The sequence below is a fragment of the Streptomyces sp. NPDC030021 genome (assembly GCF_055574035.1).
This window is the reverse complement of the sequence record NZ_JBVIAH010000006.1, coordinates 324,591-350,674: the sequence shown is the minus strand read 5'-3', so window position 1 is coordinate 350,674 and position 26,084 is coordinate 324,591. Positions and strand designations below refer to the sequence as shown.

The window sequence follows — 26,084 nt, the reverse complement described above, 5'->3', positions numbered from 1 at the left end:
AGGGGGGTTGGGTTGTGGATGGGGGGTCGCCCCTTCGTATCGACCCCCCCCCCCCCCCCCCCCCCCCCCCCCCCCCCCCCCCTCCCCTCCTCCCCCCTCCCCCCCCCCCCCCCCCCCCCCCCCCCACGGCCGGTTTCACTCCGGCTGCGCGCCCGCCGTCGCGAGGGCCGTCAGCAGGCCGGTCAGGCGCGTCGTACGCGGCTTCGCCGGCACGTCGGCCACCGCGTGCGGCAGCGCCTGGTCGACCCCGTGCACCACGGACAGGTGCCGCTCGCCCCGCCCGAACGCCGTGTAGACCCAGTCCCGCGACAGCGCCTGCGCCGCGTCACCCGGCAGTACGACGACCACGGCCGGCCAGCGCGTGCCCACGGCCTGGTGCGCCGTCACCGCCCAGCCGTGCCGCACCTGGGACTCGACGAGCTCCTTCGGCACGACGACCCGCGCGCCCGCCCGGTCCAGGTGCAGGCCCTCGGCGTCGGCCGACACCACCCGGGCCGCCAGCGCCCGTCCGGCGGACGGCACGTGGACGACCCGGTCACCGGGGTCGAAGCCGCCGAAGCGGCCCGGACCGGGGTTCAGGCGCTCCTTCAGGGCGGCGTTCAGCGCCCGGGTGCCTGCCGAGCCGCCGTGGCCCGGTGTGATCACCTGCACGCCGTCCGCCGGGATCCCGAAGGCCCGCGGCACCGATTCCGCCACCAGCTGCACGGCCCGGTGCACCGCTTCCCCGGCGTCCTTGACCGGGACGATCACGACCTCCTTGCCGGGGGCGTCGACCTGGTTCAGCTCCCCGATGCCGACCCCGGAGACGAGCTCGCCGAGGGGGCCCGGGTCGGGGGTGCGGGAGACCACCTGCGGGCAGGTACGGGCCGCCAGCACATCGGCGAACACCCGCCCGGCGCCGGCGGACCCGAGCACGCCGGGGTCCCCGGAGAGCACCAGCCGGGCCCCGTCCGGGACGGACTCCACCAGCGCGGCCGCGGTCTCCACGTCCAGCTGCGGCGCGTCCAGCACCACCAGCAGGTCCAGCGCGAACTGGCCGTCCGCGTCCCGCCCGGGCCCCTCGGCGCCGGACAGCAGCCCCGCCACGGTCACCGGGTCCGGACCGCCGGGGGCGTGCGCGGCCACGCAGACCCGCAGGCCCAGCTCCCGGGCCGCGGCGGCCAGGGCGACCGGTTCGGCGCGGGCGGCCTCGCCACCGGTGTGGGTGACCAGGCCGTGGCCCGCGACCGCGCGGATCAGCTCGGCCGCGGAGGGGCTCGGCGCGGACCCGCCGGCCCGCTCCCACTCCGCCGCGTCGTCGAAGGTGCCGGCGGCCAGCCGGGCCAGGCCGTCGGCCAGGCTCTCCTCGGCCATGGCGGCACCCTCCAGGCCCACGAGCACCCTTACGGGCTGCTCGGTGTCCTCCGCGTCCTCGGCGTCCTCGGCGTCCTTGCCGGCCGGCGGCCCCAGGGGCTCGTGGAAGACCAGCACTGAGCCTTCGCCGATGGCCCGTTCCAGCGCGTCGGCCGGATCCGGTACGCCGTACTGGGCCAGGGCCTTCTCCAGCACCGGGGCCTCCAGGGCGGTGTGCCCCTTCAGCCCGGCCTGGGCCAGCAGCCAGCCGACCAGGACGGTGGTGCGGCGCTCGTCGCCGGGACCCGCCTCGGGGCCCAGCAGGGCCCGGGCGAAGCCGTCGGCCTGGGCAGGGCGTACGGCGGGGAGCGACAGCAGCCGCCAGGGGTTCTCGGTGAGCTGCCCGGCGGCGTCCTCGCCCAGGGCCGCCGCGGCGGGGGCGGCCAGGGCCTCGGGGGCGCCACCGCGGGCCAGTACGGCCCGTACGCCCTCGACGGTGTCGGCGGAGGGTGCGGTCGGAGCCACCGGCGCCGGGGCGACCGGGCGCGGCGCGGCGGGAGCCGCCGCCGGCCTGCGGGGTGCGGCCGGGGCCTCGTCGAAGTACACGGCGGAGGGCTTCGCACCGCTCTCCACGGCCCGCACGGCGGCCAGCAGGTCGGCGGCCGTCCCGCTGAGCTTCGCCCCGGCCTCGACGGGCGCCTCCCGCTCGGCCTTGCGCCGGGCGATCCGCTCCCGCTCGATCTTCTGGGCGGCCAGTTCGGCCTGGGCCTCGGAGAGCGCGGGCGTCGCCTGGGCCTCGGCGGCCGGCCCGGCGGGTTCTGCGGCTTCGGCGGCGTCGGCGGTGGTTTCGGCGTCGGCCTCGGTCCCTGCGGGGCTTTCCCCCTCCCCGCCCCTTCCCGAAGCCGGGGGCTCCGTACCCGGGCCCCCGTCCCCGCTTTCGGCGGCCGATTCAGCACCCGCTTCGGCCTCTGTCCCGGCCGGGTTGGGCTCGTGCGCGTCTTCCGGGGCCGCTTCCGCTTCGCCGGCTGCGGACGGCTCGGCCTCCTGGGTGGCCGGGTCCTCCGCGGCAGCGGCATCGGCCCGAGGGTCCGTACTCACAGCGTGCTCCAGTCCTGATCGGGGTAGCGGTGCACCGGAGCCGAAACATCGTCCAGCGCCCGGCAGATCTCCTCCGGAAGACTAAGGGCCTCCACCGACAGTGCCGCCCCGAGCTGTGCGGACGTCCGCGCACCGACGATCGGCGCCACCACCCCCGGCCGGTCCCGGATCCAGGCCAGGGCCACCTGGAGCGGGGTCACGGCCAGACCCTGGGCCGCCGTCACCACCGCGTCCACGATCCGCCCCGCCGCCTCGTCGAGGTACGGGTCCACCAGGGCGGCCAGCGACTCCGAGGCGCCCCGGGAGTCGGCCGGGGTGCCGTCCCGGTACTTGCCCGTCAGCACCCCGCGGCCCAGCGGCGAGGAGGGCAGCAGGCCGATCCCGAGGTCCAGCGCGGCCGGCAGTACCTCCCGCTCCACGCCCCGCTGGAGCAGGGAGTACTCCATCTGCGTCGAGGCGATCCGGGTGCGCACCCCGGGGGCCGCGAGCTGCCAGGTCGCCGCCTTCGCCAGCTGCCAGCCGCAGAAGCCCGCCAGCCCCGCGTACCGGGCCCGGCCGCTGCTCACCGCCAGGTCCAGCGCCTGCAGGGTCTCCTCCAGCGGGGTCGCGGGATCGAAGGCGTGCACCTGCCACAGGTCGACGTAGTCGGTACCGAGCCGGTCCAGGGAGGCGTCGAGGGCGGCGAGCAGGTGCCCGCGCGAGCCGTCGAACCTCCGGTCGGGGTCCGGCACGCTCCCCGCCTTGGTCGCGATCACCAGGTCCCGGCGCGGGACGAGCCCGCCCACCAGCTGCCCGAGGAGGTACTCCGCCTCACCGCCGCCGTACACGTCGGCGGTGTCGACGAGCGTGCCGCCCGCCTCCCAGAACGTCTTCGCCTGCTCGGCGGCGGCTTCCTCGCCGGTGTCGCGGCCCCAGGTGAGGGTGCCGAGGCCGATCCGGGAGACGCGCAGTCCGGTGCGGCCGAGATGCCTCTGCTCCATGAGCGCTGAGACTACTGGGGCGCTGACGCGGAGGACCTTGGCGCGCTACAGTCCCCGCACACCAACGTTACTGATCGGTAAACCGGTAAGGGGACGATACATGCGGCTCGGCATCAATCTTGGTTACTGGGGCGCGGGCATGGACGCCGACAACCTCGCCGTCGCCCAGGAGGCCGACCGCCTGGGTTACGACGTCTGCTGGGCCGCCGAGGCCTACGGCTCCGACGCCCCGACCGTGCTCGCCTGGGTCGCCGCCCAGACCGAGCGCATCGACGTGGGTTCGGCGATCCTCCAGATCCCGGCCCGCCAGCCCGCCATGACCGCCATGACCGCGGCCACCCTCGACTCGCTGACCAAGGGCCGCTTCCGGCTCGGCCTCGGCGTCTCCGGACCGCAGGTCTCCGAGGGCTGGTACGGCGTCAAGTTCGACAAGCCGCTGGCCCGCACCCGTGAGTACGTGGAGATCGTCCGCAAGGCCATGACCCGCGAGCGGCTCTCGTACGAGGGCGAGCACTGGACCCTGCCGCTGCCGGACGGTCCGGGCAAGCCGCTCAAGCTGACCGTGCACCCCGAGCGCGAGCACATCCCGCTCTACATCGCCGCCATCGGGCCGAAGAACCTGGAGCAGACCGGCGAGATCGCCGACGGCGCCCTGCTGATCTTCCCGGCCGCCGAGCACCTGGAGGCCACCGCCCTCACCCACATCCGGGCGGGCCGCGAGAAGGCCGGACTGACCATGGAGGGCTTCGACGTCTGCCCGACCGTGCCGCTGGCCCTCGGCGAGGACGTGAACGCGCTCGCGGACATGTTCCGCCCGTACACCGCCCTGTACGTGGGCGGCATGGGCAGCCGGAAGCAGAACTTCTACAACCAGCTGGCCCAGCGCATGGGCTACGAGAAGGAAGCCGCCGAGATCCAGGACAAGTACCTGGCGGGCGACAAGACCGGCGCGGCCGAGGCCGTCCCGCACAAGCTGATCGACTCGACCACCCTGCTCGGCCCGGTCGCCCGGATCGCCGACGGGATGCGGGCCTACGCGGAGGCCGGGGTCACCACCCTCACGCTCGCCCCGGCCGGATTCACCCTGGACGAGCGGATCGCCGCCCTGCGCGCCGGTACCGAGGCGATGGAGCTGGCGGGTCTCGCCTGATCGCCTGACCGGCGGATCCGGGGCCGGCGGACGGACGCCGGCCCCGGTGAACGCTTCTGCGGCCGTGGTGGGGGCTCGGGGGGTCTTCCCCGCCACGGCCGGCACAGCGAACAACGCCGGGGACGCCCGCCGGGTTACGCGTGGCGGCCCAACCCGCGATTTCGTTCATTCGGACGAGTAGTGCGACCTATCGGTTGCCCGCCCCGCCCACCGGCGTTTGACTCGTTCCATGCTCTCTGCCCGCAGCCTGTTCCAGGAGATCGTCGACAACGACGACTCCTTCCAGCTGTTCTGCTCCATCGCCGCGAGCGGGGAGACCCAGGGCGGCTGGGAGAACGCCCGTATCGCGGCCCTGGTGCCGGACGGCATGCGCCACCTCGCGCCCAAGATCACCCGACACGGCGCCGACGAGGACAAGCACGGCCGGATCTTCAACGCCCTGCTCCGCAAGCGCGGCCTGCCCGCCGTCCCGGTACCCCCCGAGACCGACTACACGATGCTGCTGGAGCGCCGCGGCATCGGCCTCGCGCACGAGAAGCTGCGCCGCGAGGCGGCGCTGACCGAGGAGGACATCGTCGTCTACCTCGCGCACAGCCGCGTCACCGAACAGCGAGCCGCCGACCAGATGGACATGCTGGTCAGGTACTTCGGCGACCACCCCGACGTGGGCAAGGCGATCCACATGATCAGCCACGACGAGGACAACCACCTCGCCTACTGCCACGAGGAACTGCTGCGCCTCGCCCGGTCCGGCCACGGCCGGACCATCCAGCGGGTGCTCCGCGAGAGCGCGCTCGCCGAGATCTCCGTCTACCGCGACGTGAGCCTCGCCGTCATGAGCCACATGGGACGGCTGCTGCACTGGCCCGCCCCGAAGGCGGCCGCGCTGGCCGCCGGCATCCGCGCGATGTACGCGTACGAGCGGTTCAGCGGCTGGCACCGGATGGTGAACCTGCGGCTGCCGGAGCGCCTGGACGCCCTCGGCGGCGCACCGTCCGCCGCGGGCGGGTTCGCCTATGCCCCGCGCGAGAGGGAACTCAGAGCCAGCCCCGGCGCTTGAACATCCGGTGCAGGCCCAGGCACGCCCCTGCCATGACCACCAGCACCGCCGGATAGCCCCAGGCGTGCCGCAGCTCCGGCATGTGGTCGAAGTTCATCCCGTAGATCCCCGCCACCATCGTGGGGACGGCCGCCATCGCGGCCCAGGCCGAGATCTTGCGCATGTCGTCGTTCTGCCGAAGGCCCATCTGCGCGAGGTGCGCGGCGAGCGCGTCCGACAGCAGCCGGTCCAGGCCCTCGATGTACTCGTTCGCCTTGGTCAGGTGGTCGGCGACATCGCGGAAGAACGGCTGGGCGTGCTCGTGGACGAAGGGGACCTCCCCGAAGGCCAGCCGGTCCATCGGCTGGAGCAGCGGGCTCGTCGCCCGCCGGAACTCCAGCACCTGCCGCTTGAACCCGTAGATCCGGGCGGCGGTGTTCTTGGTGTCCGAGGCGTTCGGGGCGAAGACCTCGGCCTCCAGCTCCTCCAGGTCCCCCTGGAGCTCGGCCGCCACCTCGATGTAGTGGTCGACCACCGCGTCGGACACCGCGTACAGCACCGCCGTCGGGCCGTGCCGCAGCACGTCCGGCTCCTGCTCCAGCCGGTGGCGCACGGCGGCCAGCGGGGCCCCCTCGCCGTGCCGGACCGTGACGACGAACGAGTCCCCTATGAAGACCATCAGCTCGCCCGCGGTCACCGTGTCCGTGTCCTCGTCGTACTGCACCGGCTTGAGGACGACGAACAGCGAATCGTCGTACACCTCCAGCTTCGGGCGCTGGTGCGCGGTCAGCGCGTCCTCCACCGCCAGCGGGTGCAGGCCGAACTCCTGGCTGACGTGGTCGAATTCCTTCGCCGTCGGCTCGTGCATGCCGATCCACAGGAAGGCGTCACCGGTCGCCCGGGCCTCGTCGAGGGCGTCCGAGAAATCGTCCGGTCCCTTGGTACGGCGGCCGTCCCGGTAAATCGCGCAGTCCACAATCACGCGGGGCATTCTTCCCTGCCCACGGCCCGCCCGCACACCCGCGGCAGCGCATACGCTGGCCCCATGGCCACGCTGATCCTCGTACGACACGGGCGGTCCACCGCCAACACCGCTGGGCTGCTCGCCGGATGGACCCCCGGAGTGGCCCTCGACGAGCGCGGCGCGGAGCAGGCCGCCGCGCTGCCCGGCCGGCTGGCGGGCGTGCCGCTGGCCGCAGCCGTCACCAGCCCGCTGCAGCGCTGCCGGGAGACCCTCGCACCCCTGCTGGCCGCCCGGCCGGAGCTGGAAGTGCACACCGACGAGCGGATCGGTGAGTGCCACTACGGCGAATGGTCCGGCCGCAAACTGTCCGAGCTCTCCGACGAACCGCTGATGAAGATCGTCCAGCAGCACCCGTCGGCCGCCGCCTTCCCCGGCGGCGAGTCCATGCGCGCCATGCAGGCGCGCGCCGTCGAGGCCGTACGCGACTGGGACGCGCGGATCGAGCAGGAGCACGGCAGCGACGCCGTCTTCCTGATGTGCTCGCACGGCGACATCATCAAGTCCCTTGTCGCGGACGCCCTGGGCATGCACCTGGACCTCTTCCAGCGCATCCACGTCGACCCCTGTTCGGTGACCGCCATCCGGTACACCCCCACCCGGCCCTTCGTGTTCCGGCTCGGCGACACCGGGGACTTCGGCTCGCTCGTCCGGCGCCCCGCAGCACCGGAGACGGTCGCATCGGACAAAGACACCGAAGACGCCGGGAACGCTGTCGTGGGAGGCGGTGCGGGCGCGGCTTGATCGCCCGGCGCAGTAGGGTGGACGGGCCAACAACAAGGGCGCAGACCTGCCCCTGCCGCCGAGACTTGGAGACTGGACGTGCCCCGTCAGGTGTTCCTCTACGACCCCCCGGACCGCTTCGTGGCCGGCACGGTCGGTCTGCCGGGACGCCGTACGTTCTTCCTGCAGGCCTCCGCCGGCCCCCGCGTCACCAGCGTCTCCCTGGAGAAGACCCAGGTCGCAGCGCTGGCCGAGCGGATGGACGAGCTGCTGGACGAGGTCGTACGGCGGACCGGGGGCAACGCCCCGGTCCCGGCCGTCGCCCCTGCCGAGGCCGCCGACACCGCGCCGCTGGACGTCCCGGTCGACGAGGAGTTCCGCGTCGGCACCATGGCCCTGGCCTGGGACGGCGAGGAACAGCGCATGATCGTCGAGGCCCAGGCGCTGGTCGAACTCGACGCCGACTCCGACGAGGACCTCGCCGAGGCCGAGGAGCGGCTGCTCCAGGACGAGGAGAACGGCCCGCCGATGCTGCGGGTCCGCCTCACCGGTGCCCAGGCCCGGGCCTTCGCCAAGCGGGCCCTGGACGTCGTCAACGCCGGCCGCCCGCCGTGCCCGCTGTGCAGCCTCCCGCTGGACCCGGAGGGGCACGTGTGCCCGCGCCAGAACGGCTACCGGCGCCAGGCGTGACGGACACGGGGGAGCTGGAGGAACTGCTCGCCAAGGGCGAGCTCACCGTCATAGGCCGGATCCGCGAGGCGTCCAACGCGGTCCTGCTGTGCAGCGTCACGTACGGGGGCGTGAGCGCCGACTGCGTGTACAAGCCGGTCAAGGGCGAGCGGCCGCTGTGGGACTTCCCCGACGGGAACCTCGCCCGCCGGGAGGTCGCCGCCTACCTGATCTCCGAGGCCACCGGATGGGGCCTGGTCCCCGCCACCGTGCTGCGCGACGGACCGTACGGCGAGGGCATGGTCCAGCGGTGGATCGACGCCGAGCAGCCGGACGAGGACTCCCCGCTGGGCGCGCTGCTCGGGCTCGTCGACGGCGAGGAGGCGGGGGAGGGCTGGAAGGCCGTCGCCCTCGCCGAGGTCGGCGAAGGCCGCACCGCGCTGCTCGTGCACGCCGACGACCCCCGGCTGCGCCGGCTCGCCGTCCTCGACGCCGTGATCAACAACGGCGACCGCAAGGGCGGCCACCTGCTGCCCGCGCCCGACGGACGGCTCTACGGCATCGACCACGGTGTGACCTTCCACGCAGAGGACAAGCTGCGCACCCTCCTGTGGGGCTGGGCGGGCGAGCCGCTGACCGACGAGGCGCGCGAGGTGCTGGCCGCCCTGGCCGAAGGGCTGGCCGAGGGAGCCCCGCTCGCCACCCGGCTGGCCGAACTGATCACACCGGTCGAGCTGGCCGCCGTACGGGACCGGGTGGAGCACCTGCTGCGCACCGGAACCCATCCCCAGCCGTCCGGGCAGTGGCCGGCGATCCCCTGGCCGCCGGTCTGAATCAGCCACCGGTCATACGCACAGAACCGGCCAGACCGCAAGAGTGCCGATCAAGACAACAGTGCAGGTCCAGTTCGTTTCCGGAACATCAGTCCGGTTAGGCTCGACACATGCATGCCTGGCCCGCTTCTGAGGTCCCCGCCCTTCCTGGCAAGGGCCGCGACCTCCAGATCCACGACACCGCGACCCAGGGGACGATCACCCTCGCCCCCGGTCCCGTCGCCCGTATCTACGTCTGCGGCATCACTCCGTACGACGCGACCCACATCGGTCACGCGGCGACCTACAACGCGTTCGACCTAGTACAACGCGTGTGGCTCGACACCAAGCGGCAGGTCCACTACGTCCAGAACGTCACGGACGTGGACGACCCGCTCCTGGAGCGGGCGCTGCGCGACAACCAGGACTGGACCGAGCTGGCGGAGCGCGAGACCGCACTCTTCCGCGAGGACATGACGGCCCTGCGGATGCTGCCCCCGCAGCACTACATCGGAGCCGTCGAGGCCATACCCGGAATCGTGCCGCTGGTCGAGCGGCTGCGGGACGCGGGCGCGGCGTACGAGCTGGACGGCGACACCTACTTCTCGGTCGAGGCCGACCCGCACTTCGGCGGGGTCTCCCACCTCGACGCCGAGGCGATGCGGCTGCTCTCGGCGGAGCGGGGCGGCGACCCCGACCGGCCCGGCAAGAAGAACCCGCTGGACCCGATGCTGTGGATGGCCGCGCGTCCGGGCGAGCCGAGCTGGGACGGTGGCTCGCTGGGCCGCGGCCGGCCGGGCTGGCACATCGAGTGCGTGGCGATCGCCCTCGACCACCTGGGCATGGGCTTCGACATCCAGGGCGGCGGCTCCGACCTGGCGTTCCCGCACCACGAGATGGGCGCGTCGCACGCACAGGCGCTGACGGGCGAGTTCCCGATGGCCAAGGCGTACGTGCACGCCGGCATGGTGGCGTTGCACGGCGAGAAGATGTCGAAGTCGAAGGGCAACCTCGTCTTCGTGTCGGCGCTGCGGCGCTCCGGGGTGGACCCGGCGGCGATCCGCCTCGCGCTGCTGTCGCACCACTACCGGGCCGACTGGGAGTGGACCGACGAGGTCCTCGCCGAGGCGGTGGCCCGGCTGGAGCGCTGGCGGGCGGCCGTGTCCCGGCCGGACGGCATCCCGGCGGACGCGGTGCTCGAAGAGGTCCGCGAGGCCCTGGCGAACGACCTGGACGCCCCTGCGGCGCTGGCGGCCGTGGACCGCTGGGCGGAGCTCCAGAACGCCACCGACGGCGACGACGAGTCGGCCCCGGGCCTGGTCTCCCGCACGGTGGACGCGCTGCTGGGCGTGGCCCTCTAGGGAACGTGAGAAGCGCGCCCCCGGCCCCGTGCCGGCGGCGCGCTTCGCCGTTTCACCGCCTCACTGCATCACGGTCACCGGCGGGTGCCGGGGACCGGCGGGGATCGGCGGGGCACGCGTAGAACTGCAGGGTGCAGCCGCGGCCCACGGTCACCTCCGTGGGGGTCGTGGACGCGTCGGCCGCCTCCTCGACCGGACGCTAGCTCACCGTCTCGGCGTTCCATTCGGAGTGGCCGAGGGCGAGCAGCGGCTCGCCGACGGCCACGCACTCCCCGCAGCGCAGCTCGTCCGTGCCCACGTACGCGGGCACGGACGCGTCGGCGAGGACCTCCGCTACGTCTCTCGGACGGCAACCCGTCTCCAAGCAGGACGTACTGACACCCGGTCAGCCCCGTCCGGTCAGGACCCGGGAGTGTCCCCGCTGTCCTCGCTGTCGCCCTCGCCGTCTCCTTCGGGGGTGGCGTCCGGCCGTGACGGACCGTCCTGGTCCGCCGCGTCCTCGGGCTTCGGCTTCGGCTGGGGGCGGCCACCTGACAGGTCCCGGAAGTACGAGCCCGTGTCCGTGGCCGTCTCCGGGCCCGCCGCAGGGTCACGCCGCCGCAGGTACCGCTCGAACTCCCGGGCGATCGCGTCGCCCGAGGCCTCCGGCAGATCGGCCGTGTCCCGCGCCTCCTCCAGCGTCTGGACGTACTCCGCCACCTCGCTGTCCTCGGCGGCCAGTTGGTCCACGCCCAGCTGCCACGCCCGCGCGTCCTCCGGCAGCTCGCCCAGCGGGATCCGGATGTCGATCAGATCCTCCAGGCGGTTCAGCAGGGCCAGCGTCGCCTTCGGGTTCGGCGGCTGGGAGACGTAGTGCGGCACCGCCGCCCACAGGGACACCGCCGGGACACCCGCATGCGTACAGGCCTCCTGCAGGATGCCCACGATGCCCGTCGGGCCCTCGTACTTGGTCTCCTCCAGGTCCATCGTCCGCGCCAGGTCCGCGTCCGAGGTGACCCCGCTCACCGGCACCGGCCGCGTGTGCGGGGTGTCCCCGAGCAGCGCGCCCAGGATGACCACCATCTCCACGCCCAGCTCGTGCGCGAACCCGAGGATCTCGTTGCAGAACGACCGCCACCGCATGGACGGTTCGATGCCCCGCACCAGCACCAGGTCCCGCGGCTTGGCACCGCCGATCCGGACCACCGACAGCCGTGTCGTCGGCCATGTGATCTTCCGTACCCCGTTGTCCAGCCACACCGTCGGCCGGTTGACCTGGAAGTCGTAGTAATCCTCGGCGTCGAGTGCCGCGAAGACCTCGCCCTTCCACTCCCGGTCCAGGTGTGCGACCGCACCGGAGGCCGCGTCACCCGCGTCGTTCCAGCCCTCGAACGCGGCCACCATGACCGGGTCGATCAGCTCGGGCACGCCCTCAAGCTCGATCACCCAGGTCTCCTTCCGAAGTTCCCTTGCGTACGTGGGTCAGCCTAAGCCTTGATGAGGCACCGGCCACAGCCCACGACAGAGGGGCGGTTCCCCTCGGAACCGCCCCTCTTCCCCACCTGCGTAGGAGCTATGCCTTACGGCCCAGCATCTCCTCGACCCGGGCACGTACGGACTCGTCGTCCAGGCCGCGGATCGTCACCGTCGTACGGCGGCGCAGCACGTCGTCGACCGTCTCGGCCCACTCGTTGTCACGGGCGTAGGCGACCTGCGCCCAGATCTCCGGACCGTCCGGGTGGATCCGCTCGGCCAGCGCCGGGTCCTCGTTCGCGATGCGCGCGATGTCGAAGGCCAGCGAGCCGTAGTGGGAGGCCAGGTGGCGGGCCGTCAGCGGGTCCATCCGCGTCCCCGGCTCCCGGTCCACCAGCAGCCGGTGCGCGACCGCGTTCGGGTTGGCGACACCGGGCAGCGCGATCCGGCGCACCAGCGACTTCACCGGCTCCATGTCCTCGGTCAGCGGGCTGCCCGGGAGCTTCGCCAGCTTGTCCATGACCACACGGCCGATGTGGCGGTACGTCGTCCACTTGCCGCCGGCCACCGACAGCATGCCGCCGGCGCCCTCGGAGACGACCGTCTCGCGCTTGGCCTTCTCGACGCCGCCGGGGCCGCCGGGCAGCACCCGCAGGCCCGCGAAGGCGTACGTCATCAGCGAGCGGTCCAGGTCCGCGTCCTTCACCGAGAAGGCCGCCTCGTCCAGGATCTGCGCGATGTCGGACTCGGTGGCGCGCACGTCCGCCGGGTCGCCCTCGTACACCTCGTCGGTGGTGCCGAGCAGCAGCTGGTCCTCCCACGGGAGGGCGAAGGTGATGCGGTACTTGTCGATCGGGGTGGCCATGGCGGCCTTCCACGGCGACTTGCGCTTCATGACGATGTGCGCGCCCTTGGAGAGGCGGATCGACGGCATGGAGTGCTTGTCCTCCATGCGCCGCAGGTGGTCCACCCACGGGCCGGTGGCGTTGAGCACGACGCGCGCGTCGACCCCGAACTCGGTTCCGTCGAGACGGTCCTTGAGCTCGGCGCCGGTGACCCGGCCGCGCGTCTTGCGCAGTCCGGTGACCTCGGCGTGGTTGAGGACGACCGCGCCCGACTCGACGGCCGCGCGGACCGTCATGACGGCGACGCGGGAGTCGTTCATCTGGTGGTCGTAGTAGACCGCCACGGCCTTGAGGTTGTCCGTCTTCAGACCCGGGTTGTCGGCGACGGCACGGGCCGGGGATATGACCTTGCCCATGCCGTCGCCGAAGGCCGAGAGGGCGGAGTAGGCGAAGACGCCCGCGCCCAGCTTGGCCGCACCCACCGGACCGCCCTTGTAGACCGGCAGGTAGAAGGTGAGCGGGTTGACCAGGTGCGGGGCCACGTCCTTGGCCAGCACCCGCCGCTCGTGGTGGTTCTCCGCGACCAGCTTGACCGCGCCGGTCTGCAGGTAGCGCAGACCGCCGTGGACGAGCTTGGAGGAGGCCGAGGAGGTGGCGCCGGCGAAGTCGCCGGCGTCCACCATGGCAACCCGCAGGCCCGACTGCGCGGCGTGCCACGCCACGGAGGTGCCCAGGATTCCACCACCGATGACCAGCAGGTCGTACGTGGCCTTCGACAGCTGCTCACGGGTCTGGGCGCGGCTGACGTTGGCACCGGCGGTCGGGTGCGTGCCCAGTGCGGGAACGCTCTGCAGGCTGCTCATATCTCTCTTAGCTCCTCGTCGATTGACTCAGCTGAGTGCGGTCAGCTGGCGTCTTCGTCGTCGACCCAGCCCATGGACCGCTCCACGGCCTTGAGCCAGCTCTTGTACTCGCGGTCCCGCTGGTCGGCGGGCATCCGCGGGGTCCACTCCGCCGCGCGGCGCCAGTTGGCGCGCAGGGCGTCGGTGTCGGGCCAGAAGCCGACGGCCAGGCCGGCGGCGTAGGCGGCGCCGAGGCAGGTGGTCTCGGCGACCATCGGGCGCACCACGGGGGCGTCCAGGAAGTCCGAGAGCGTCTGCATCAGCAGGTTGTTGGAGGTCATGCCGCCGTCGACCTTGAGGGCCGCGAGCTCGACGCCCGAGTCCTTGGTCATGGCGTCGGTGATCTCGCGGGTCTGCCAGGCGGTGGCCTCCAGGACGGCACGGGCGATGTGCGCCTTGGTGACGTACCGGGTGAGGCCGGCGACCACGCCACGGGCGTCGGAGCGCCAGTACGGGGCGAAGAGGCCGGAGAAGGCCGGCACGAAGTAGACGCCGCCGTTGTCCTCGACCGAGGAGGCCAGGGTCTCGATCTCGGCCGCGGACTTGATCAGGCCCATCTGGTCGCGCATCCACTGGACGAGCGAGCCGGTGACGGCGATGGAGCCCTCCAGCGCGTAGACCGGCTTCTGGTCGCCGATCTGGTAGCCGACCGTCGTCAGCAGGCCGCTGTAGGAGTTGATGATCTTGTCGCCGGTGTTCATCAGCATGAACGTTCCGGTGCCGTACGTGGACTTGGCCTCGCCCTCGGCGAAACAGGTCTGGCCGAAGAGGGCCGCCTGCTGGTCACCGAGCGCCGAGGCGACCGGGACACCGGCGAGGACGCCCTCCTTGACGTGGCCGTAGACCTCGGCGGAGGACTTGATCTCCGGAAGGACGTTGAGCGGGACGCCCATGGACTCGGCGATCTTGTCGTCCCAGGCCAGGGTGTGCAGGTTCATCAGCATGGTGCGCGAGGCGTTGGTGACGTCCGTGACGTGCACACCGCCCTGCGGGCCACCCGTGAGGTTCCAGATGATCCACGAGTCCATGGTGCCGAAGAGGATGTCGCCGGCCTCGGCGCGCTCCCGCAGGCCCTCGACGTTGTCGAGCAGCCAGCGGACCTTCGGGCCGGCGAAGTAGCTCGCCAGCGGCAGGCCGGTCTCGCGGCGGAAGCGGTCCTGGCCGACGTTGCGGCCGAGCTCCTTGCACAGGGCGTCGGTGCGGGTGTCCTGCCAGACCAGCGCGTTGTGCACCGGCTCGCCGGTGTGGCGGTCCCACAGGACCGTGGTCTCGCGCTGGTTGGTGATGCCGACTGCCTTGACGTCCGCGGCGGTGATCTCCGCCTTGGCGATCGCGCTGGCCACGACCTCCTGGACGTTGGTCCAGATCTCGTTGGCGTCGTGCTCGACCTGGCCCGGCTTCGGGAAGATCTGCTCGTGCTCCTTCTGGTCGACGGCGACGATGCGGCCGTCGCGGTCGAAGACGATGCAGCGGGAGGAGGTGGTGCCCTGGTCGATCGCGGCGATGAAGGGACCGGTGCTGGTGGTCATGTTGGCTGCTCCTGGCAGGTCGGGTGAGTAGGCGGAATCAGGAGGGCGGTGCGGATCTTACGATCTTGCCGGTACTGCTGATCAGGCGAACGCGATGTTGTAGAGACCACCGGCGAGCGCGGCACCGACGAGCGGGCCGACCACCGGGATCCAGGAGTAACCCCAGTCCGAGCCGCCCTTGTTGGGCAGCGGCAGCAGGGCGTGAACGATACGCGGACCGAGGTCGCGCACCGGGTTGATGGCGTAACCGGTCGGGCCACCGAGCGAGAGACCGATGCCGACGACCACGAACGAGGTGATCAGGACGCCGATGACACCGAGGCCCTTGCCGCCGTCCTGGAGGCCCTGGGTCAGGATCGCCAGGATCAGAACGGCGGTACCGATGATCTCGGTCGCCAGGTTCTGCACGACGTTACGGATCTCGGGGCCGGTGGAGAAGATGCCGAGCACCGGACCGGCCACATCGTGCGGGTGCGGGTCCTCGGGACCGAGCTTGGCGTCGCGGATGTGCTCCGGGTCGGCCAGGTGGACGCGGAACTGCCCGTAGTAGGTGATCCACATCAGGACCGCTCCGAGCATCGCGCCCAGCAGCTGGCCCGCGAAGTAGACGGGAACGTCGCCCCACTCACCGGTCGTGACGCCGATGCCGACGGTGACCGCCGGGTTGAGGTGCGCACCGGAGAGCGGCGCGGAGACGTAGGCGGCGATCAGTACGGCGAAACCCCAGCCGAACGTGATGGCGAGCCAGCCCGCGTTGCGGGCCTTGGAGCTCTTGAGTGTCACTGCGGCGCAGACGCCACCGCCGAGCAGTGTGAGCAGGGCGGTACCGATGGTCTCGCCGATGAAGATGTCGGAGCTGGACACCCGCGACTCCTTTGTACGTCCAGGGGTGAGCGGACACCGGGTCCCTCCGGTGGTTCCGCGCACTCGGTGAGTGCTGCACCGGTCCGTGGCCTTGTCGCATCCTAGCGCGTATTGCCGGTAGGTGTTCGACAATGCCGACCGATGAACGGCAGTTTTCCGCCCAAGTGAAGAACGCGTCAAGGGTCGGCCAGGCCAGAGTGTCGGATCGTTATCAGTAGGTGCGATCAGCCAAAACCAGCCATCTCAAGGCCGAGATGCGGCGAAAAACAGGCATAAAGAGGCCAGGGTGTGGCCTGGACCTGTTAAAGGAGGCTCAGAACCGGCCTGCGCCGAGATCGCGTGAAACGGCGCGCGCACAGTCCCGCACCGAGGCCACCAGGGCCGCACGGGGCTCACCGGACTCGCCGCAGACCCGTTCCACGGCGCCCGCGACCGCCACCGCGCCGACCGGCATCCGGCGCCGGTCGTGGATCGGCGCCGCCACCGAGGCGATGCCCTCCCAGGTCTCCTCGACGTCGGAGGCCCAGCCGCGCGCCCGGGTCAGGCCCAGGATCTCCTCGAAGCCGGGGCCGTCCGTGACCGTGCGGGGGGTGAAGGCCTCGCGCTCGACTTCGTGTGCCTGGGTGTGCGCCACGGGGTCGTAGGCCGACAGCACCTTGCCCAGCGCGGTCGAGTGCAGCGGCTGCATGGCCCCGACCTCCAGCACCTGACGGCTGTCGTCGGGCCGGAACACGTGGTGCATGATCAGCACCCCGCTCTGGTGCAGCACGCCCACGTACACGCTCTCGCCGCTCGCCCGGGCCAGGTCGTCCGTCCACACCAGGGCGCGGGCGCGCAGCTCGTGCACGTCGAGGTAGCTGTTGCCCAGGCGCAGCAGCTCCGCGCCCAGCTGGTACCGGCCGGAGGCCGGGTCCTGCTCCACGAAGCCCTCGGCCTGCAGGGTGCGCAGGATGCCGTGGGCCGTGCCCTTGGCCAGGCCCAGCGAGGACGCCACGTCCGAGAGTCCCAGCCGGCGCTCGCCGCCGGCCAGGAGTCGCAGCATCGCAGCGGCTCGTTCGAGCGACTGGATGTTCCGTGCCATCGCGCAGCCTCCTGCAGACCTTCGGTATTACTGACCATCTTGACGCGGTTCGACAATGCTGAACAGTATCGGTCGATGTCGACCTTGCGCACCGTCGGACAGCTGTTCGCCGTACCCGCCGCCCGGACACCCCCCGGGAAGTCCCCGCCACAGAATGCAGTCCGCCACGTGGGACACCCACACCGGGGCGGGTGCCGCGCGGTTACCCTGGCCGCGTGCACCCTTGACACAGAGGGGGTGCAAAGCCGACAGCCGTCGCATCCCAGGGAGCACAACCATGGCTTCGTTGCCCACCTTGCCCGCTGACACCCAGACCCGGGCCGATGCCCTCCGGGAGGCGCTCGCGACCCGCGTGGTCGTCGCCGACGGAGCCATGGGAACGATGCTCCAGGCGCAGGACCCCACCATGGAGGACTTCCAGCAGCTCGAAGGCTGCAACGAGGTCCTCAACATCACCCGCCCCGACATCGTGCGCTCCGTCCACGAGGCGTACTTCTCGGTGGGCGTGGACTGCGTCGAGACCAACACCTTCGGCACGAACTACGCGGCGCTCGCCGAGTACGACATCGCCGAACGCAATTTCGAGCTGTCGGAAGCCGGCGCGCGCATCGCCCGCGAGGTCGCCGACGAGTTCACCGCCTCCACCGGCCAGCAGCGCTGGGTCCTCGGCTCCATGGGCCCCGGCACCAAGCTCCCCACGCTCGGCCACATCGGCTACGCCCAGATCCGCGACGCCTACCAGATCAACGCCGAGGGCCTGCTCTCCGGCGGCGCCGACGCGCTGCTCGTCGAGACCACCCAGGACCTCCTGCAGACGAAGTCCTCGATCATCGGCGCCCGCCGGGCCATGGAAGCCCTCGGCGTCACCGTCCCGCTGATCTGCTCCGTCACCGTCGAGACCACCGGCACCATGCTCCTCGGCTCGGAGATCGGCGCGGCCCTGACCGCGCTGGAGCCGCTCGGCATCGACATGATCGGCCTGAACTGCGCCACCGGCCCCGCCGAGATGAGCGAGCACCTGCGCTACCTCGCGCGCAACGCCCGCATCCCGCTCTCCTGCATGCCCAACGCCGGCCTGCCCGTCCTGACCAAGCAGGGCGCGCACTACCCGCTCAGCGCCCCCGAGCTGGCCGACGCCCAGGAGACCTTCGTCCGCGAGTACGGGCTCTCCCTCGTCGGCGGCTGCTGCGGCACCACCCCCGAGCACCTGCGCCAGGTCGTCGAGCGCGTCCGCGGCACGGCGATCACCGAGCGCACCCCCCAGCCCGAGCCCGGCGCCGCCTCGCTCTACCAGACCGTGCCCTTCCGCCAGGACACCTCGTACATGGCGATCGGTGAGCGCACCAACGCCAACGGCTCCAAGAAGTTCCGCGAGGCCATGCTGGAGGCCCGCTGGGACGACTGCGTGGAGATGGCGCGCGACCAGATCCGCGAGGGCGCGCACATGCTCGACCTCTGCGTGGACTACGTGGGCCGCGACGGCGTCGCCGACATGGAGGAGCTCGCCGGCCGCTTCGCCACCGCCTCCACCCTGCCCATCGTCCTGGACTCCACCGAGGTCCCCGTCATCCGGGCGGGCCTGGAGAAGCTCGGCGGCCGCGCGGTCATCAACTCCGTGAACTACGAGGACGGCGACGGACCCGAGTCCCGCTTCGCCAAGGTCACCCGACTGGCCCAGGAGCACGGTGCCGCGCTCATCGCGCTGACCATCGACGAGGAAGGCCAGGCCCGCACCGTCGAGCACAAGGTCGCCATCGCCGAGCGGCTCATCGACGACCTGACGGGCAACTGGGGGATCCACGAGTCGGACATCCTCATCGACACCCTGACCTTCACGATCTGCACCGGCCAGGAGGAGTCCCGCAAGGACGGCATCGCCACGATCGAGGCGATCCGCGAGCTCAAGCGGCTCCACCCGGACGTCCAGACCACCCTCGGCCTGTCCAACATCTCCTTCGGCCTCAACCCGGCCGCCCGCGTCCTGCTGAACTCGGTCTTCCTCGACGAGTGCGTCAAGGCCGGCCTGGACTCCGCCATCGTCCACGCCTCCAAGATCCTGCCGATCGCCCGCTTCGACGAGGAGCAGGTCACCACCGCCCTCGACCTGATCTACGACCGGCGCGAGGGCGACTACGACCCGCTGCAGAAGCTGATGGCCCTCTTCGAGGGCGTCAACACCAAGTCGCTCAAGGCCGGCCGCGCCGAGGAACTCCTCGCCCTGCCGCTGGACGAGCGACTGCAGCGCCGCATCATCGACGGCGAGAAGAACGGCCTGGAGGCCGACCTCGACGAGGCCCTCCAGACCCGCCCCGCCCTCGACATCGTCAACGACACCCTCCTGGAGGGCATGAAGGTCGTCGGCGAGCTCTTCGGCTCCGGCCAGATGCAGCTCCCGTTCGTCCTGCAGTCCGCCGAGGTCATGAAGACGGCCGTCGCCTACCTCGAACCGCACATGGAGAAGACCGACGACGAGGGCAAGGGCACGATCGTGCTCGCCACCGTCCGCGGCGACGTCCACGACATCGGCAAGAACCTCGTCGACATCATCCTCACCAACAACGGCTACAACGTCGTCAACATCGGCATCAAGCAGCCCGTCTCCGCGATCCTCGAAGCCGCGCAGGAACACAAGGCCGACGTCATCGGCATGTCCGGCCTGCTCGTGAAGTCGACCGTGATCATGAAGGAGAACCTGGAGGAGCTGAACCAGCGCAAGCTGGCCGCCGACTACCCGGTGATCCTCGGCGGCGCCGCCCTCACCCGCGCCTACGTCGAGCAGGACCTCCACGAGATCTACGAGGGCGAGGTCCGCTACGCCCGCGACGCCTTCGAGGGCCTGCGCCTGATGGACGCCCTCATCGCCGTCAAGCGCGGCGTCCCCGGCGCGACCCTGCCCGAGCTCAAGCAGCGCCGCGTCGCCAAGCGGGACACCCCCGCCCTCCAGGTGGAGGAGCCGGAGGAGTCCGGCGCCCGCTCCGACGTGTCCGTCGACAACCCGGTGCCCACCCCGCCGTTCTGGGGCACCCGCGTGGTCAAGGGCATCCCGCTCAAGGACTACGCCTCCTGGCTCGACGAGGGCGCCCTCTTCAAGGGCCAGTGGGGCCTCAAGCAGGCCCGCGCGGGCGGAGCCACGTACGAGGAGCTCGTCGAGAGCGAGGGCCGTCCCCGGCTGCGCGGCCTCCTGGACAAGCTGCACACCGAGAACCTGCTCGAAGCCGCGGTCGTCTACGGGTACTTCCCCTGCGTCTCCAAGGGCGAGGACCTGATCATCCTCGACGAAGCCGGCAACGAGCGGACCCGCTTCACCTTCCCGCGCCAGCGCCGCGGCCGGCGCCTGTGCCTCGCCGACTTCTTCCGTCCCGAGGAGTCCGGCGAGACCGACGTCGTCGGCCTCCAGGTGGTCACCGTCGGCTCCAAGATCGGCGAGGCCACGGCCAAGCTGTTCGAGTCGGACTCCTACCGCGAGTACCTGGAGCTGCACGGCCTCTCGGTCCAGCTCGCCGAGGCCATGGCCGAGTACTGGCACGCCCGCGTCCGCGCCGAGCTCGGATTCGGCGGCGAGGACCCGGCCCAGGTCGAGGACATGTTCGACCTCAAGTACCGCGGTGCCCGCTTCTCGCTCGGCTACGGCGCCTGCCCCGACCTGGAGGACCGCGCGAAGATCGCCGACCTCCTGGAGCCGGAGCGGATCGGCGTCCACCTGTCGGAGGAGTTCCAGCTCCACCCGGAGCAGTCCACCGACGCGATCGTGATTCACCACCCCGAAGCGAAGTATTTCAACGCACGCTGAGGTCAACCGACGTACACTTGTCGGTCCCATACAGGCCGGTCGCCTGTTCCCCGGGGTCGTATGCCCCGCGGAAGAGGTGACCGGCCTTCTCGTCCCTTCTGAGAGGCATGCGCATGACGAGCACCGTTCCCGCCCCCGTCGCCCGTACGGCCGACGGTTCTGCCCTGCAGGCGGTGCTGCTCGACATGGACGGCACCCTCGTCGACACCGAAGGCTTCTGGTGGGAGATCGAGGCGGAGATCTTCCACGAGCTGGGCCACCGCCTCGACGAGGCCTGGCGCGACGTGGTCGTCGGCGGCCCCATGAGCCGCAGCGCGACCTTCCTGATCGAGGCGACCGGCGCCGCCATCGGCCTCGCCGAGCTGAGCGTCCTGCTCAACGAGCGCTTCGAGGCCCGCATCGCCGACCGGGTGCCGCTGATGCCCGGAGCCGAGCGGCTGCTGTCCGAGCTCGCCCGGCACAACGTGCCCACCGCGCTCGTCTCCGCCTCCCACCGCCGGGTCATCGACCAGGTCCTGCTCACCCTCGGCCGCGACCGCTTCACGATGACCGTCGCCGGCGACGAGGTGGCCCGTACCAAGCCGCACCCCGACCCGTACCTGTTCGCCGCACGCTCCCTGGGCGCGCACCCCGCGCGGTGCGCGGTCATCGAGGACACCCGCACCGGGGTGGCGGCCGCCGAGGCCGCCGGCTGCCGGGTCGTGGCCATCCCCTCGGTCGGCGTGATCGAACCCGCCCCCGGGCGCACGGTCGTCCGCTCGCTGGAGGACGTGGACCTGGCGTTCCTGCGCTCGCTCATCGCCCCGATGAACTGAGAGTGACGACCCCGCCCTCCGGCAGGCGCGGACTCAACCCAAGCGGACACATCGGCATGCACTGGCCCACATCGGTATGCATTGCCACGCACTGGAACCCCCCGAGCACGCTCCGTGCCGAACGGAACGCCGCCTGGCTGCGCCATGACGGAAGAATCTTCCGCCTTAGGTCCCGGAGGCTGAAATTCCATCCCCTCCGGGGTCGTTGCGCAGGGTGACCTTGGTCACGCTCCGCACCCCCGACGGGTCTGTCCCGGGGCCTCCGGGGCTTCCAATGTGTCCGCATTGATCAGCCCCTGACCGAATCTGCGCAGCCTGCCTGTGGACAGGCAGTTCGCTCCGATCACAGTGCGATTACGCCCCAAGTCCGGCCAGTTCCAGCCATCCCGTCCCGGGCCACTAGTGTCGAGCCGGGCACTGCGCCGCACCCAGCCGCGTCCCGGACACACACCCCTGTTCCGGAACCGCGTGGACCGATCGTCACTACACCGGCCCGATCGTTCCGCCCCGAACGGGCGACCGTCGCGAAGTGTCCTCTACGCCGCTTTGAACAAGTGCCGGTTACAGGGAGTACTTCCAGCATGAACCGCAAGACCATGGTGCTGACGGCCGCGGCCGGACTGCTCACCCCCGCGCTGGCCGCCTGCGGCAGCGCGAGCGGCGGAGGAGCAGGATCCGGAGCGATCGTCGTCGGAACCACCGATCGGTTCGAGGCCGCAGACTTCGCTCCCGCCCCCCTTGATCCTGCCTACGCCTACGACGCCGGCGCCTGGAACATCCTGCGCCAGACCGTCCAGACGCTGATGCACACCCCGCGCGGCGGCGGCCAGCCCGTCCCCGAAGCGGCCTCCGCCTGCCGCTTCACCGACGCCGGCAACGAGAGCTACCGCTGCACCCTGCGCCCCGGTCTGAAGTTCGCCGACGGTGAGTCCCTCACCGCCAAGGACGTCAAGTTCTCCATCGACCGCGTCCTCGCCATCAAGGACGAGAACGGCCCCTCCTCGCTGCTCTCCACCCTCGACAACGTCGAGGTCAAGGGCGCCGACACCGTCGTCTTCCACCTGAAGACCCCGGACGCGACCTTCCCGTTCAAGCTCTCCACCCCCGCCGCCGGCATCGTCAGCGAGAAGAACTACGACGCCAAGAAGCTCCGCGAGGGCTTCGCCGTGGACGGCTCCGGCCCGTACACGATGAAGGCCGAGGTCAAGGGCAACCAGCTGGTCCGCGCCGTCTTCACCAAGAACCCGCACTACAAGGGCGACATCAAGCTGCAGAACGACAAGGTCGAGCTGCGCACGTATCCCGACTCCCCGGCCATGGGCAAGGCACTCACCGACGGGAAGATCCACATGGTCTCCCGCACCCTGTCGCCCGCCCAGATCACCGAGTTCAGCGCCCAGCCGCCCAAGGGCGTCAAGCTGGTCCCGATGCCCGGCCTGGAGATCCGCTACCTCGGCTTCAACACCGAGGCGCCGGTCGTCAAGGACAAGGCCGTACGCCAGGCGCTCGCCGCCGCCGTCGACCGCGGCCAGCTCATCTCCAAGGTCTACGGCAAGTCCGCCCAGCCGCTCTACTCGCTGGTCCCCACCACCGTGACGGGCCACGTCAACTCCTTCTACAACAAGTACGGCGACGCCAACACGCCCAAGGCCGCAGCCCTGCTGAAGGAGGCCGGGATCAAGACCCCGGTCAAGCTGACCCTGCACTACACCAGCGACCACTACGGCGACGGCACGACCGCCGAGTTCGAGGCCCTCAAGGCCCAGCTGAACTCCACCGGGCTCTTCGACATCACCGTCCAGGGCAGCGAGTGGGCGGACTTCCGCCCCGCCCAGAAGAAGGGCGACCACGCCGCCTACGGGCTCGGCTGGTTCCCCGACTACCCGGACGCCGACAACTTCCTCGCCCCGTTCCTGGAGCAGGACAACTTCCTGGGCACGCCGTACGCCAACAACGCGGTACGCAGCAGGCTCATCCCCGAATCCCGGCGGGCGGTCGACCGTACGGTCGCCGTCCCCGCGATCACGGAGATGCAGGACATCGTCGCCGAGGACGTGCCCGTCCTGCCCCTGTGGCAGGGCAAGCAGTACGTCGCCGCACGCGACGGGATCACCGGAGTGGAGTGGTCGGTCAACGCCATCTCCGACCTCCAGCTGTGGGAGCTCGGCCGTGGCGTAAGCGGCTGAGCAAGGCAACGACCGGCAGCGGAAGTCGCGGGCCGGACCAACGAAACAGTTCGACTGTGAAGGACGTTCGCGTGAATCGACGTAACCAGTGGCTGGCGGCCCCGCTCGGCGCAGCCACCGCCGCCGCGCTGCTCAGCGGTTGCGGTTCGACCGATGGCTCCAATGCCGGCAGCGGCAAGGGCGTGGTCATGGGCATATCCGACAAGGTGAAGTCCGTCGACCCGGCATCGGGCTACGACCCGGGCTCCTGGCTGCTGTTCAACAACGTCTTCCAGTCGCTGCTGAGCTTCCCCAAGGGCGGCACCACCCCCGAGCCCGACGCCGCCCAGGCCTGCGGCTTCGAGGGCGCCGACAGCAAGCTCTACAAGTGCACCCTGCGGGACGGCCTGAAGTTCAGCAACGGCCACAGCCTCACCTCGAAGGACGTCAAGTTCTCCTTCGAGCGCACCCTGAAGATCAACGACGCGAACGGCCCGGCCGTGATGCTCGCGTCGATCGCGAGCATCGACGCCCCGGACGACAAGACCGTCGTCTTCAAGCTCAAGACCTCCGACGCCACCTTCCCCAGCAAGATCGCGTCGGGCGCCGGCTCCATCGTCGACCACACCGAGTACCCGGCCGACAAGCTGCGCGCCGACAACAAGGCCGTCGGCTCCGGCGTCTACAAGCTCGACTCGTTCGGCGAGAAGAGCGCCACCTTCTCCGTCAACGAGTCCTACAGCGGCAAGGCCAAGGCCAAGAACACCGGCGTCACGCTGAAGTTCTTCAACGGCGACCAGGCCGGCCTCAAGACCGTCCTGGAGAGCGGCGACGTCGACTTCGCCTTCCGCGGCCTCGCCGCCAAGGACATCGCCGCCCTCGCCTCCAGCAAGACCGGCGACAACAAGGTCGACGTCGTCCAGGGCACCGGCGCCGAGGTCGAGCACATGGTGTTCAACGTCAGCGACCCCGTCGTCGGCAAGCTCCCCGTGCGCAAGGCGATCGCCTACCTCATCGACCGCGAAGCCCTCGTCCGGGACGTGTACGCGGGCACCGCCACCGCGCTCTACTCCATCGTGCCGACCGGCATCGCCGGCCACACGACCCCGTTCTTCGACCGCTACGGCGGCACCCCGCAGCTCGACAAGGCCAAGGCCGTCCTCAAGGCCGGCGGCATCAACGGCAAGGTCAAGCTGACCCTGTACTCCACCCCGTCCCGCTACGGCCCCTCCACGGACCAGCAGTTCGAGGTCATCGCCAAGCAGCTCAACGACAGCGGTCTCTTCGACGCCGACGTCAAGTCCGTCGAGTACGAGCAGTACGAGAAGGACATCCAGGCCGGCAAGTACGGCGTGTACGTCAAGGGCTGGGTGCCCGACTACCCGGACGCCGACAACTTCACGCAGCCCTTCTTCGGCCCGGACAACGTGCTGAACAACAACTACGAGAACAAGGAGATCACCGGGACGATCATCCCGTCGACCTCCGCGAAGTCCGACCGCACCGCGGCCAACACCGACTACAACCGCCTCCAGGACATCGTCGCCGACGAGCTCCCGCTCATCCCGCTCTGGCAGGGCAAGCAGTACGCCGTCACCCGCCAGAACGTGAGCGGCCTGCAGTGGTCCCTCGACGCCTCCACCGTCTTCCGCTTCTGGGAGATCAGCAAGGGCTGAGCCACCGGAGCCGGGCCCGCCCCGGAGCGGGCCCGGCACCACGCGAAGGGGGCCGTACGTGTCAGCACGTACGGCCCCCTTCGCGCATGCACGGCCCCGCCCGGCCTACTGGGCCCCGGGGCGCACCAGACCGCTCTCGTACGCGTACACCGCCGCCTGGACCCGGTCCCGCAGCCCCAGCTTCGTCAGCACGTGCCCCACATGCGTCTTGACCGTCGTCTCGCTCACGAACAGATCCGCCGCGATCTCCGCGTTCGACAGCCCCCGGGACACCAGCTTCAGCACCTCGACCTCACGCTCGGTCAGCGTCCCCAAGGTGTTCGGAAGGCTCTCCTCACCCGACGGAAGATGCCCCGCGTACTTGTCCAGCAGCCGCCGCGTGATACTCGGCGCGAGCATCGCCTCACCCGCCGCGACCACCCGGATCGCCTGCACCAGCTCGTTCGCCGGCGCGTCCTTCAGCAGGAACCCGCTCGCCCCCGCCCGCAGCGCCTCCACCACGTACTCGTCCAGATCGAACGTGGTCAGCACCAGCACCTTCGCCGGCCCGTCGCGCTCCGGACCGGTGATCTGCCGGGTCGCCTCCACCCCGTCCATCCGCGGCATCCGGATGTCCATCAGCACCACATCGGGCTGCAGCGCCCGCACCTGGTCCAGCGCCTGAAGACCGTCCCCGGCCTCACCGACCACCGCCAGGTCCTCCTCCGCCTCCAGGATCATCCGGAAGCCGGTGCGCAGCAGCGGCTGGTCGTCGACCAGAAGGACGCGGATCGCCACGGG

General features: G+C 71.1%; 19 protein-coding genes. 10 read left to right on the top strand and 9 right to left on the bottom strand.

Annotated features, from left to right (window positions below; genetic code table 11):
- Positions 1–135: 135 nt before the first annotated feature.
- Positions 136–2,430, bottom strand: coding sequence for a helix-hairpin-helix domain-containing protein (locus ACZ4YL_RS14920; RefSeq protein ID WP_468116687.1), 2,295 nt, complete (start codon positions 2,428–2,430; stop codon positions 136–138).
- Positions 2,427–3,410, bottom strand: a complete 984-nt coding sequence (locus ACZ4YL_RS14915) for an aldo/keto reductase (RefSeq protein WP_468116686.1) — start codon at positions 3,408–3,410, stop codon at positions 2,427–2,429. Before ACZ4YL_RS14915 ends, ACZ4YL_RS14920 begins: the two co-directional genes overlap by 4 nt.
- A 100-nt stretch (positions 3,411–3,510) precedes the next feature.
- Here ACZ4YL_RS14915 and ACZ4YL_RS14910 point away from each other — a divergent pair, with 100 nt between their 5' ends.
- Positions 3,511–4,560, top strand: a complete 1,050-nt coding sequence (locus tag ACZ4YL_RS14910; RefSeq protein ID WP_351158326.1) for an LLM class F420-dependent oxidoreductase — start codon at positions 3,511–3,513, stop codon at positions 4,558–4,560.
- 229 nt (positions 4,561–4,789) lie between these two features.
- The gene (locus tag ACZ4YL_RS14905; RefSeq protein WP_468116684.1) at positions 4,790–5,620 is read left to right on the top strand and encodes a ferritin-like domain-containing protein; all 831 of its coding nucleotides are present in this window, start codon (positions 4,790–4,792) and stop codon (positions 5,618–5,620) included.
- Here the strand turns inward: ACZ4YL_RS14905 and corA are convergent.
- The gene (gene corA / locus ACZ4YL_RS14900; protein WP_468116683.1) at positions 5,598–6,590 is read right to left on the bottom strand and encodes a magnesium/cobalt transporter CorA; all 993 of its coding nucleotides are present in this window, start codon (positions 6,588–6,590) and stop codon (positions 5,598–5,600) included. The genes ACZ4YL_RS14905 and corA overlap by 23 nt on opposite strands.
- Positions 6,591–6,644: 54 nt before the next feature.
- Here corA and ACZ4YL_RS14895 point away from each other — a divergent pair, with 54 nt between their 5' ends.
- From ACZ4YL_RS14895 to mshC, 4 genes are all read left to right on the top strand, one after another.
- Positions 6,645–7,364 carry a histidine phosphatase family protein gene (locus ACZ4YL_RS14895; RefSeq protein ID WP_390801637.1) on the top strand — a complete coding sequence of 240 codons (720 nt, stop codon included), beginning with the start codon at positions 6,645–6,647 and terminating at the stop codon, positions 7,362–7,364.
- A 78-nt stretch (positions 7,365–7,442) separates the two neighbouring features.
- Positions 7,443–8,033 carry a DUF3090 domain-containing protein gene (locus ACZ4YL_RS14890; RefSeq protein ID WP_030011536.1) on the top strand — a complete coding sequence of 197 codons (591 nt, stop codon included), beginning with the start codon at positions 7,443–7,445 and terminating at the stop codon, positions 8,031–8,033.
- The gene (locus ACZ4YL_RS14885) at positions 7,997–8,845 is read left to right on the top strand and encodes an SCO1664 family protein (protein ID WP_468116680.1); all 849 of its coding nucleotides are present in this window, start codon (positions 7,997–7,999) and stop codon (positions 8,843–8,845) included. Before ACZ4YL_RS14890 ends, ACZ4YL_RS14885 begins: the two co-directional genes overlap by 37 nt.
- Before the next feature lie 110 nt (positions 8,846–8,955).
- The gene (mshC, locus tag ACZ4YL_RS14880) at positions 8,956–10,185 is read left to right on the top strand and encodes a cysteine--1-D-myo-inosityl 2-amino-2-deoxy-alpha-D-glucopyranoside ligase (RefSeq protein WP_390801640.1); all 1,230 of its coding nucleotides are present in this window, start codon (positions 8,956–8,958) and stop codon (positions 10,183–10,185) included.
- Between the two features lie 399 nt (positions 10,186–10,584).
- Here the strand turns inward: mshC and ACZ4YL_RS14875 are convergent, their stop codons facing one another.
- The 5 genes from ACZ4YL_RS14875 to ACZ4YL_RS14855 all read right to left on the bottom strand — a co-directional run bounded on the left by ACZ4YL_RS14875 (position 10,585) and on the right by ACZ4YL_RS14855 (position 16,858).
- The gene (locus ACZ4YL_RS14875; protein ID WP_468116678.1) at positions 10,585–11,610 is read right to left on the bottom strand and encodes a PAC2 family protein; all 1,026 of its coding nucleotides are present in this window, start codon (positions 11,608–11,610) and stop codon (positions 10,585–10,587) included.
- Positions 11,611–11,737: 127 nt separating this feature from the next.
- On the bottom strand, positions 11,738–13,345 hold the full coding sequence (locus tag ACZ4YL_RS14870; protein WP_301372185.1) for a glycerol-3-phosphate dehydrogenase/oxidase: 1,608 nt from the start codon (positions 13,343–13,345) through the stop codon (positions 11,738–11,740).
- Between the two features lie 41 nt (positions 13,346–13,386).
- Positions 13,387–14,913, bottom strand: coding sequence for a glycerol kinase GlpK (glpK, locus tag ACZ4YL_RS14865; RefSeq protein WP_468116677.1), 1,527 nt, complete (start codon positions 14,911–14,913; stop codon positions 13,387–13,389).
- A gap of 81 nt (positions 14,914–14,994) precedes the next feature.
- Positions 14,995–15,777 carry an MIP/aquaporin family protein gene (locus tag ACZ4YL_RS14860; RefSeq protein ID WP_030723337.1) on the bottom strand — a complete coding sequence of 261 codons (783 nt, stop codon included), beginning with the start codon at positions 15,775–15,777 and terminating at the stop codon, positions 14,995–14,997.
- Positions 15,778–16,090: 313 nt separating this feature from the next.
- Positions 16,091–16,858 carry an IclR family transcriptional regulator gene (locus ACZ4YL_RS14855; protein WP_328791140.1) on the bottom strand — a complete coding sequence of 256 codons (768 nt, stop codon included), beginning with the start codon at positions 16,856–16,858 and terminating at the stop codon, positions 16,091–16,093.
- A 277-nt stretch (positions 16,859–17,135) separates the two neighbouring features.
- Here ACZ4YL_RS14855 and metH point away from each other — a divergent pair, with 277 nt between their 5' ends.
- From metH to ACZ4YL_RS14835, 4 genes are all read left to right on the top strand, one after another.
- Positions 17,136–20,648, top strand: a complete 3,513-nt coding sequence (gene metH, locus ACZ4YL_RS14850) for a methionine synthase (RefSeq protein WP_468116675.1) — start codon at positions 17,136–17,138, stop codon at positions 20,646–20,648.
- 113 nt (positions 20,649–20,761) lie between these two features.
- Positions 20,762–21,463 carry an HAD family hydrolase gene (locus tag ACZ4YL_RS14845; protein ID WP_468116673.1) on the top strand — a complete coding sequence of 234 codons (702 nt, stop codon included), beginning with the start codon at positions 20,762–20,764 and terminating at the stop codon, positions 21,461–21,463.
- A gap of 581 nt (positions 21,464–22,044) precedes the next feature.
- Complete coding sequence (locus tag ACZ4YL_RS14840; protein WP_468116672.1) at positions 22,045–23,649, top strand: ABC transporter substrate-binding protein; 1,605 nt, start codon at positions 22,045–22,047, stop codon at positions 23,647–23,649.
- 71 nt (positions 23,650–23,720) lie between these two features.
- The gene (locus ACZ4YL_RS14835) at positions 23,721–25,304 is read left to right on the top strand and encodes an ABC transporter substrate-binding protein (RefSeq protein ID WP_382538388.1); all 1,584 of its coding nucleotides are present in this window, start codon (positions 23,721–23,723) and stop codon (positions 25,302–25,304) included.
- 105 nt (positions 25,305–25,409) lie between these two features.
- Here the strand turns inward: ACZ4YL_RS14835 and ACZ4YL_RS14830 are convergent, their stop codons facing one another.
- On the bottom strand, positions 25,410–26,081 hold the full coding sequence (locus tag ACZ4YL_RS14830) for a response regulator (protein ID WP_030016364.1): 672 nt from the start codon (positions 26,079–26,081) through the stop codon (positions 25,410–25,412).
- Between the last annotated feature and the right edge of the window lie 3 nt (positions 26,082–26,084).

Bases quoted from the DNA above. Each gene is read 5' to 3' on its own strand.
- ACZ4YL_RS14915 (WP_468116686.1), bottom strand. From the start codon at position 3,410: ATGGAGCAGAGGCATCTCGGCCGCACCGGACTGCGCGTCTCCCGGATC.
- ACZ4YL_RS14910 (WP_351158326.1), top strand. From the start codon at position 3,511: ATGCGGCTCGGCATCAATCTTGGTTACTGGGGCGCGGGCATGGACGCC.
- ACZ4YL_RS14905 (WP_468116684.1), top strand. From the start codon at position 4,790: ATGCTCTCTGCCCGCAGCCTGTTCCAGGAGATCGTCGACAACGACGAC.
- corA (WP_468116683.1), bottom strand. From the start codon at position 6,590: ATGCCCCGCGTGATTGTGGACTGCGCGATTTACCGGGACGGCCGCCGT.
- ACZ4YL_RS14895 (WP_390801637.1), top strand. From the start codon at position 6,645: ATGGCCACGCTGATCCTCGTACGACACGGGCGGTCCACCGCCAACACC.
- mshC (WP_390801640.1), top strand. From the start codon at position 8,956: ATGCATGCCTGGCCCGCTTCTGAGGTCCCCGCCCTTCCTGGCAAGGGC.
- ACZ4YL_RS14870 (WP_301372185.1), bottom strand. From the start codon at position 13,345: ATGAGCAGCCTGCAGAGCGTTCCCGCACTGGGCACGCACCCGACCGCC.
- glpK (WP_468116677.1), bottom strand. From the start codon at position 14,913: ATGACCACCAGCACCGGTCCCTTCATCGCCGCGATCGACCAGGGCACC.
- ACZ4YL_RS14855 (WP_328791140.1), bottom strand. From the start codon at position 16,858: ATGGCACGGAACATCCAGTCGCTCGAACGAGCCGCTGCGATGCTGCGA.
- metH (WP_468116675.1), top strand. From the start codon at position 17,136: ATGGCTTCGTTGCCCACCTTGCCCGCTGACACCCAGACCCGGGCCGAT.
- ACZ4YL_RS14845 (WP_468116673.1), top strand. From the start codon at position 20,762: ATGACGAGCACCGTTCCCGCCCCCGTCGCCCGTACGGCCGACGGTTCT.
- ACZ4YL_RS14840 (WP_468116672.1), top strand. From the start codon at position 22,045: ATGAACCGCAAGACCATGGTGCTGACGGCCGCGGCCGGACTGCTCACC.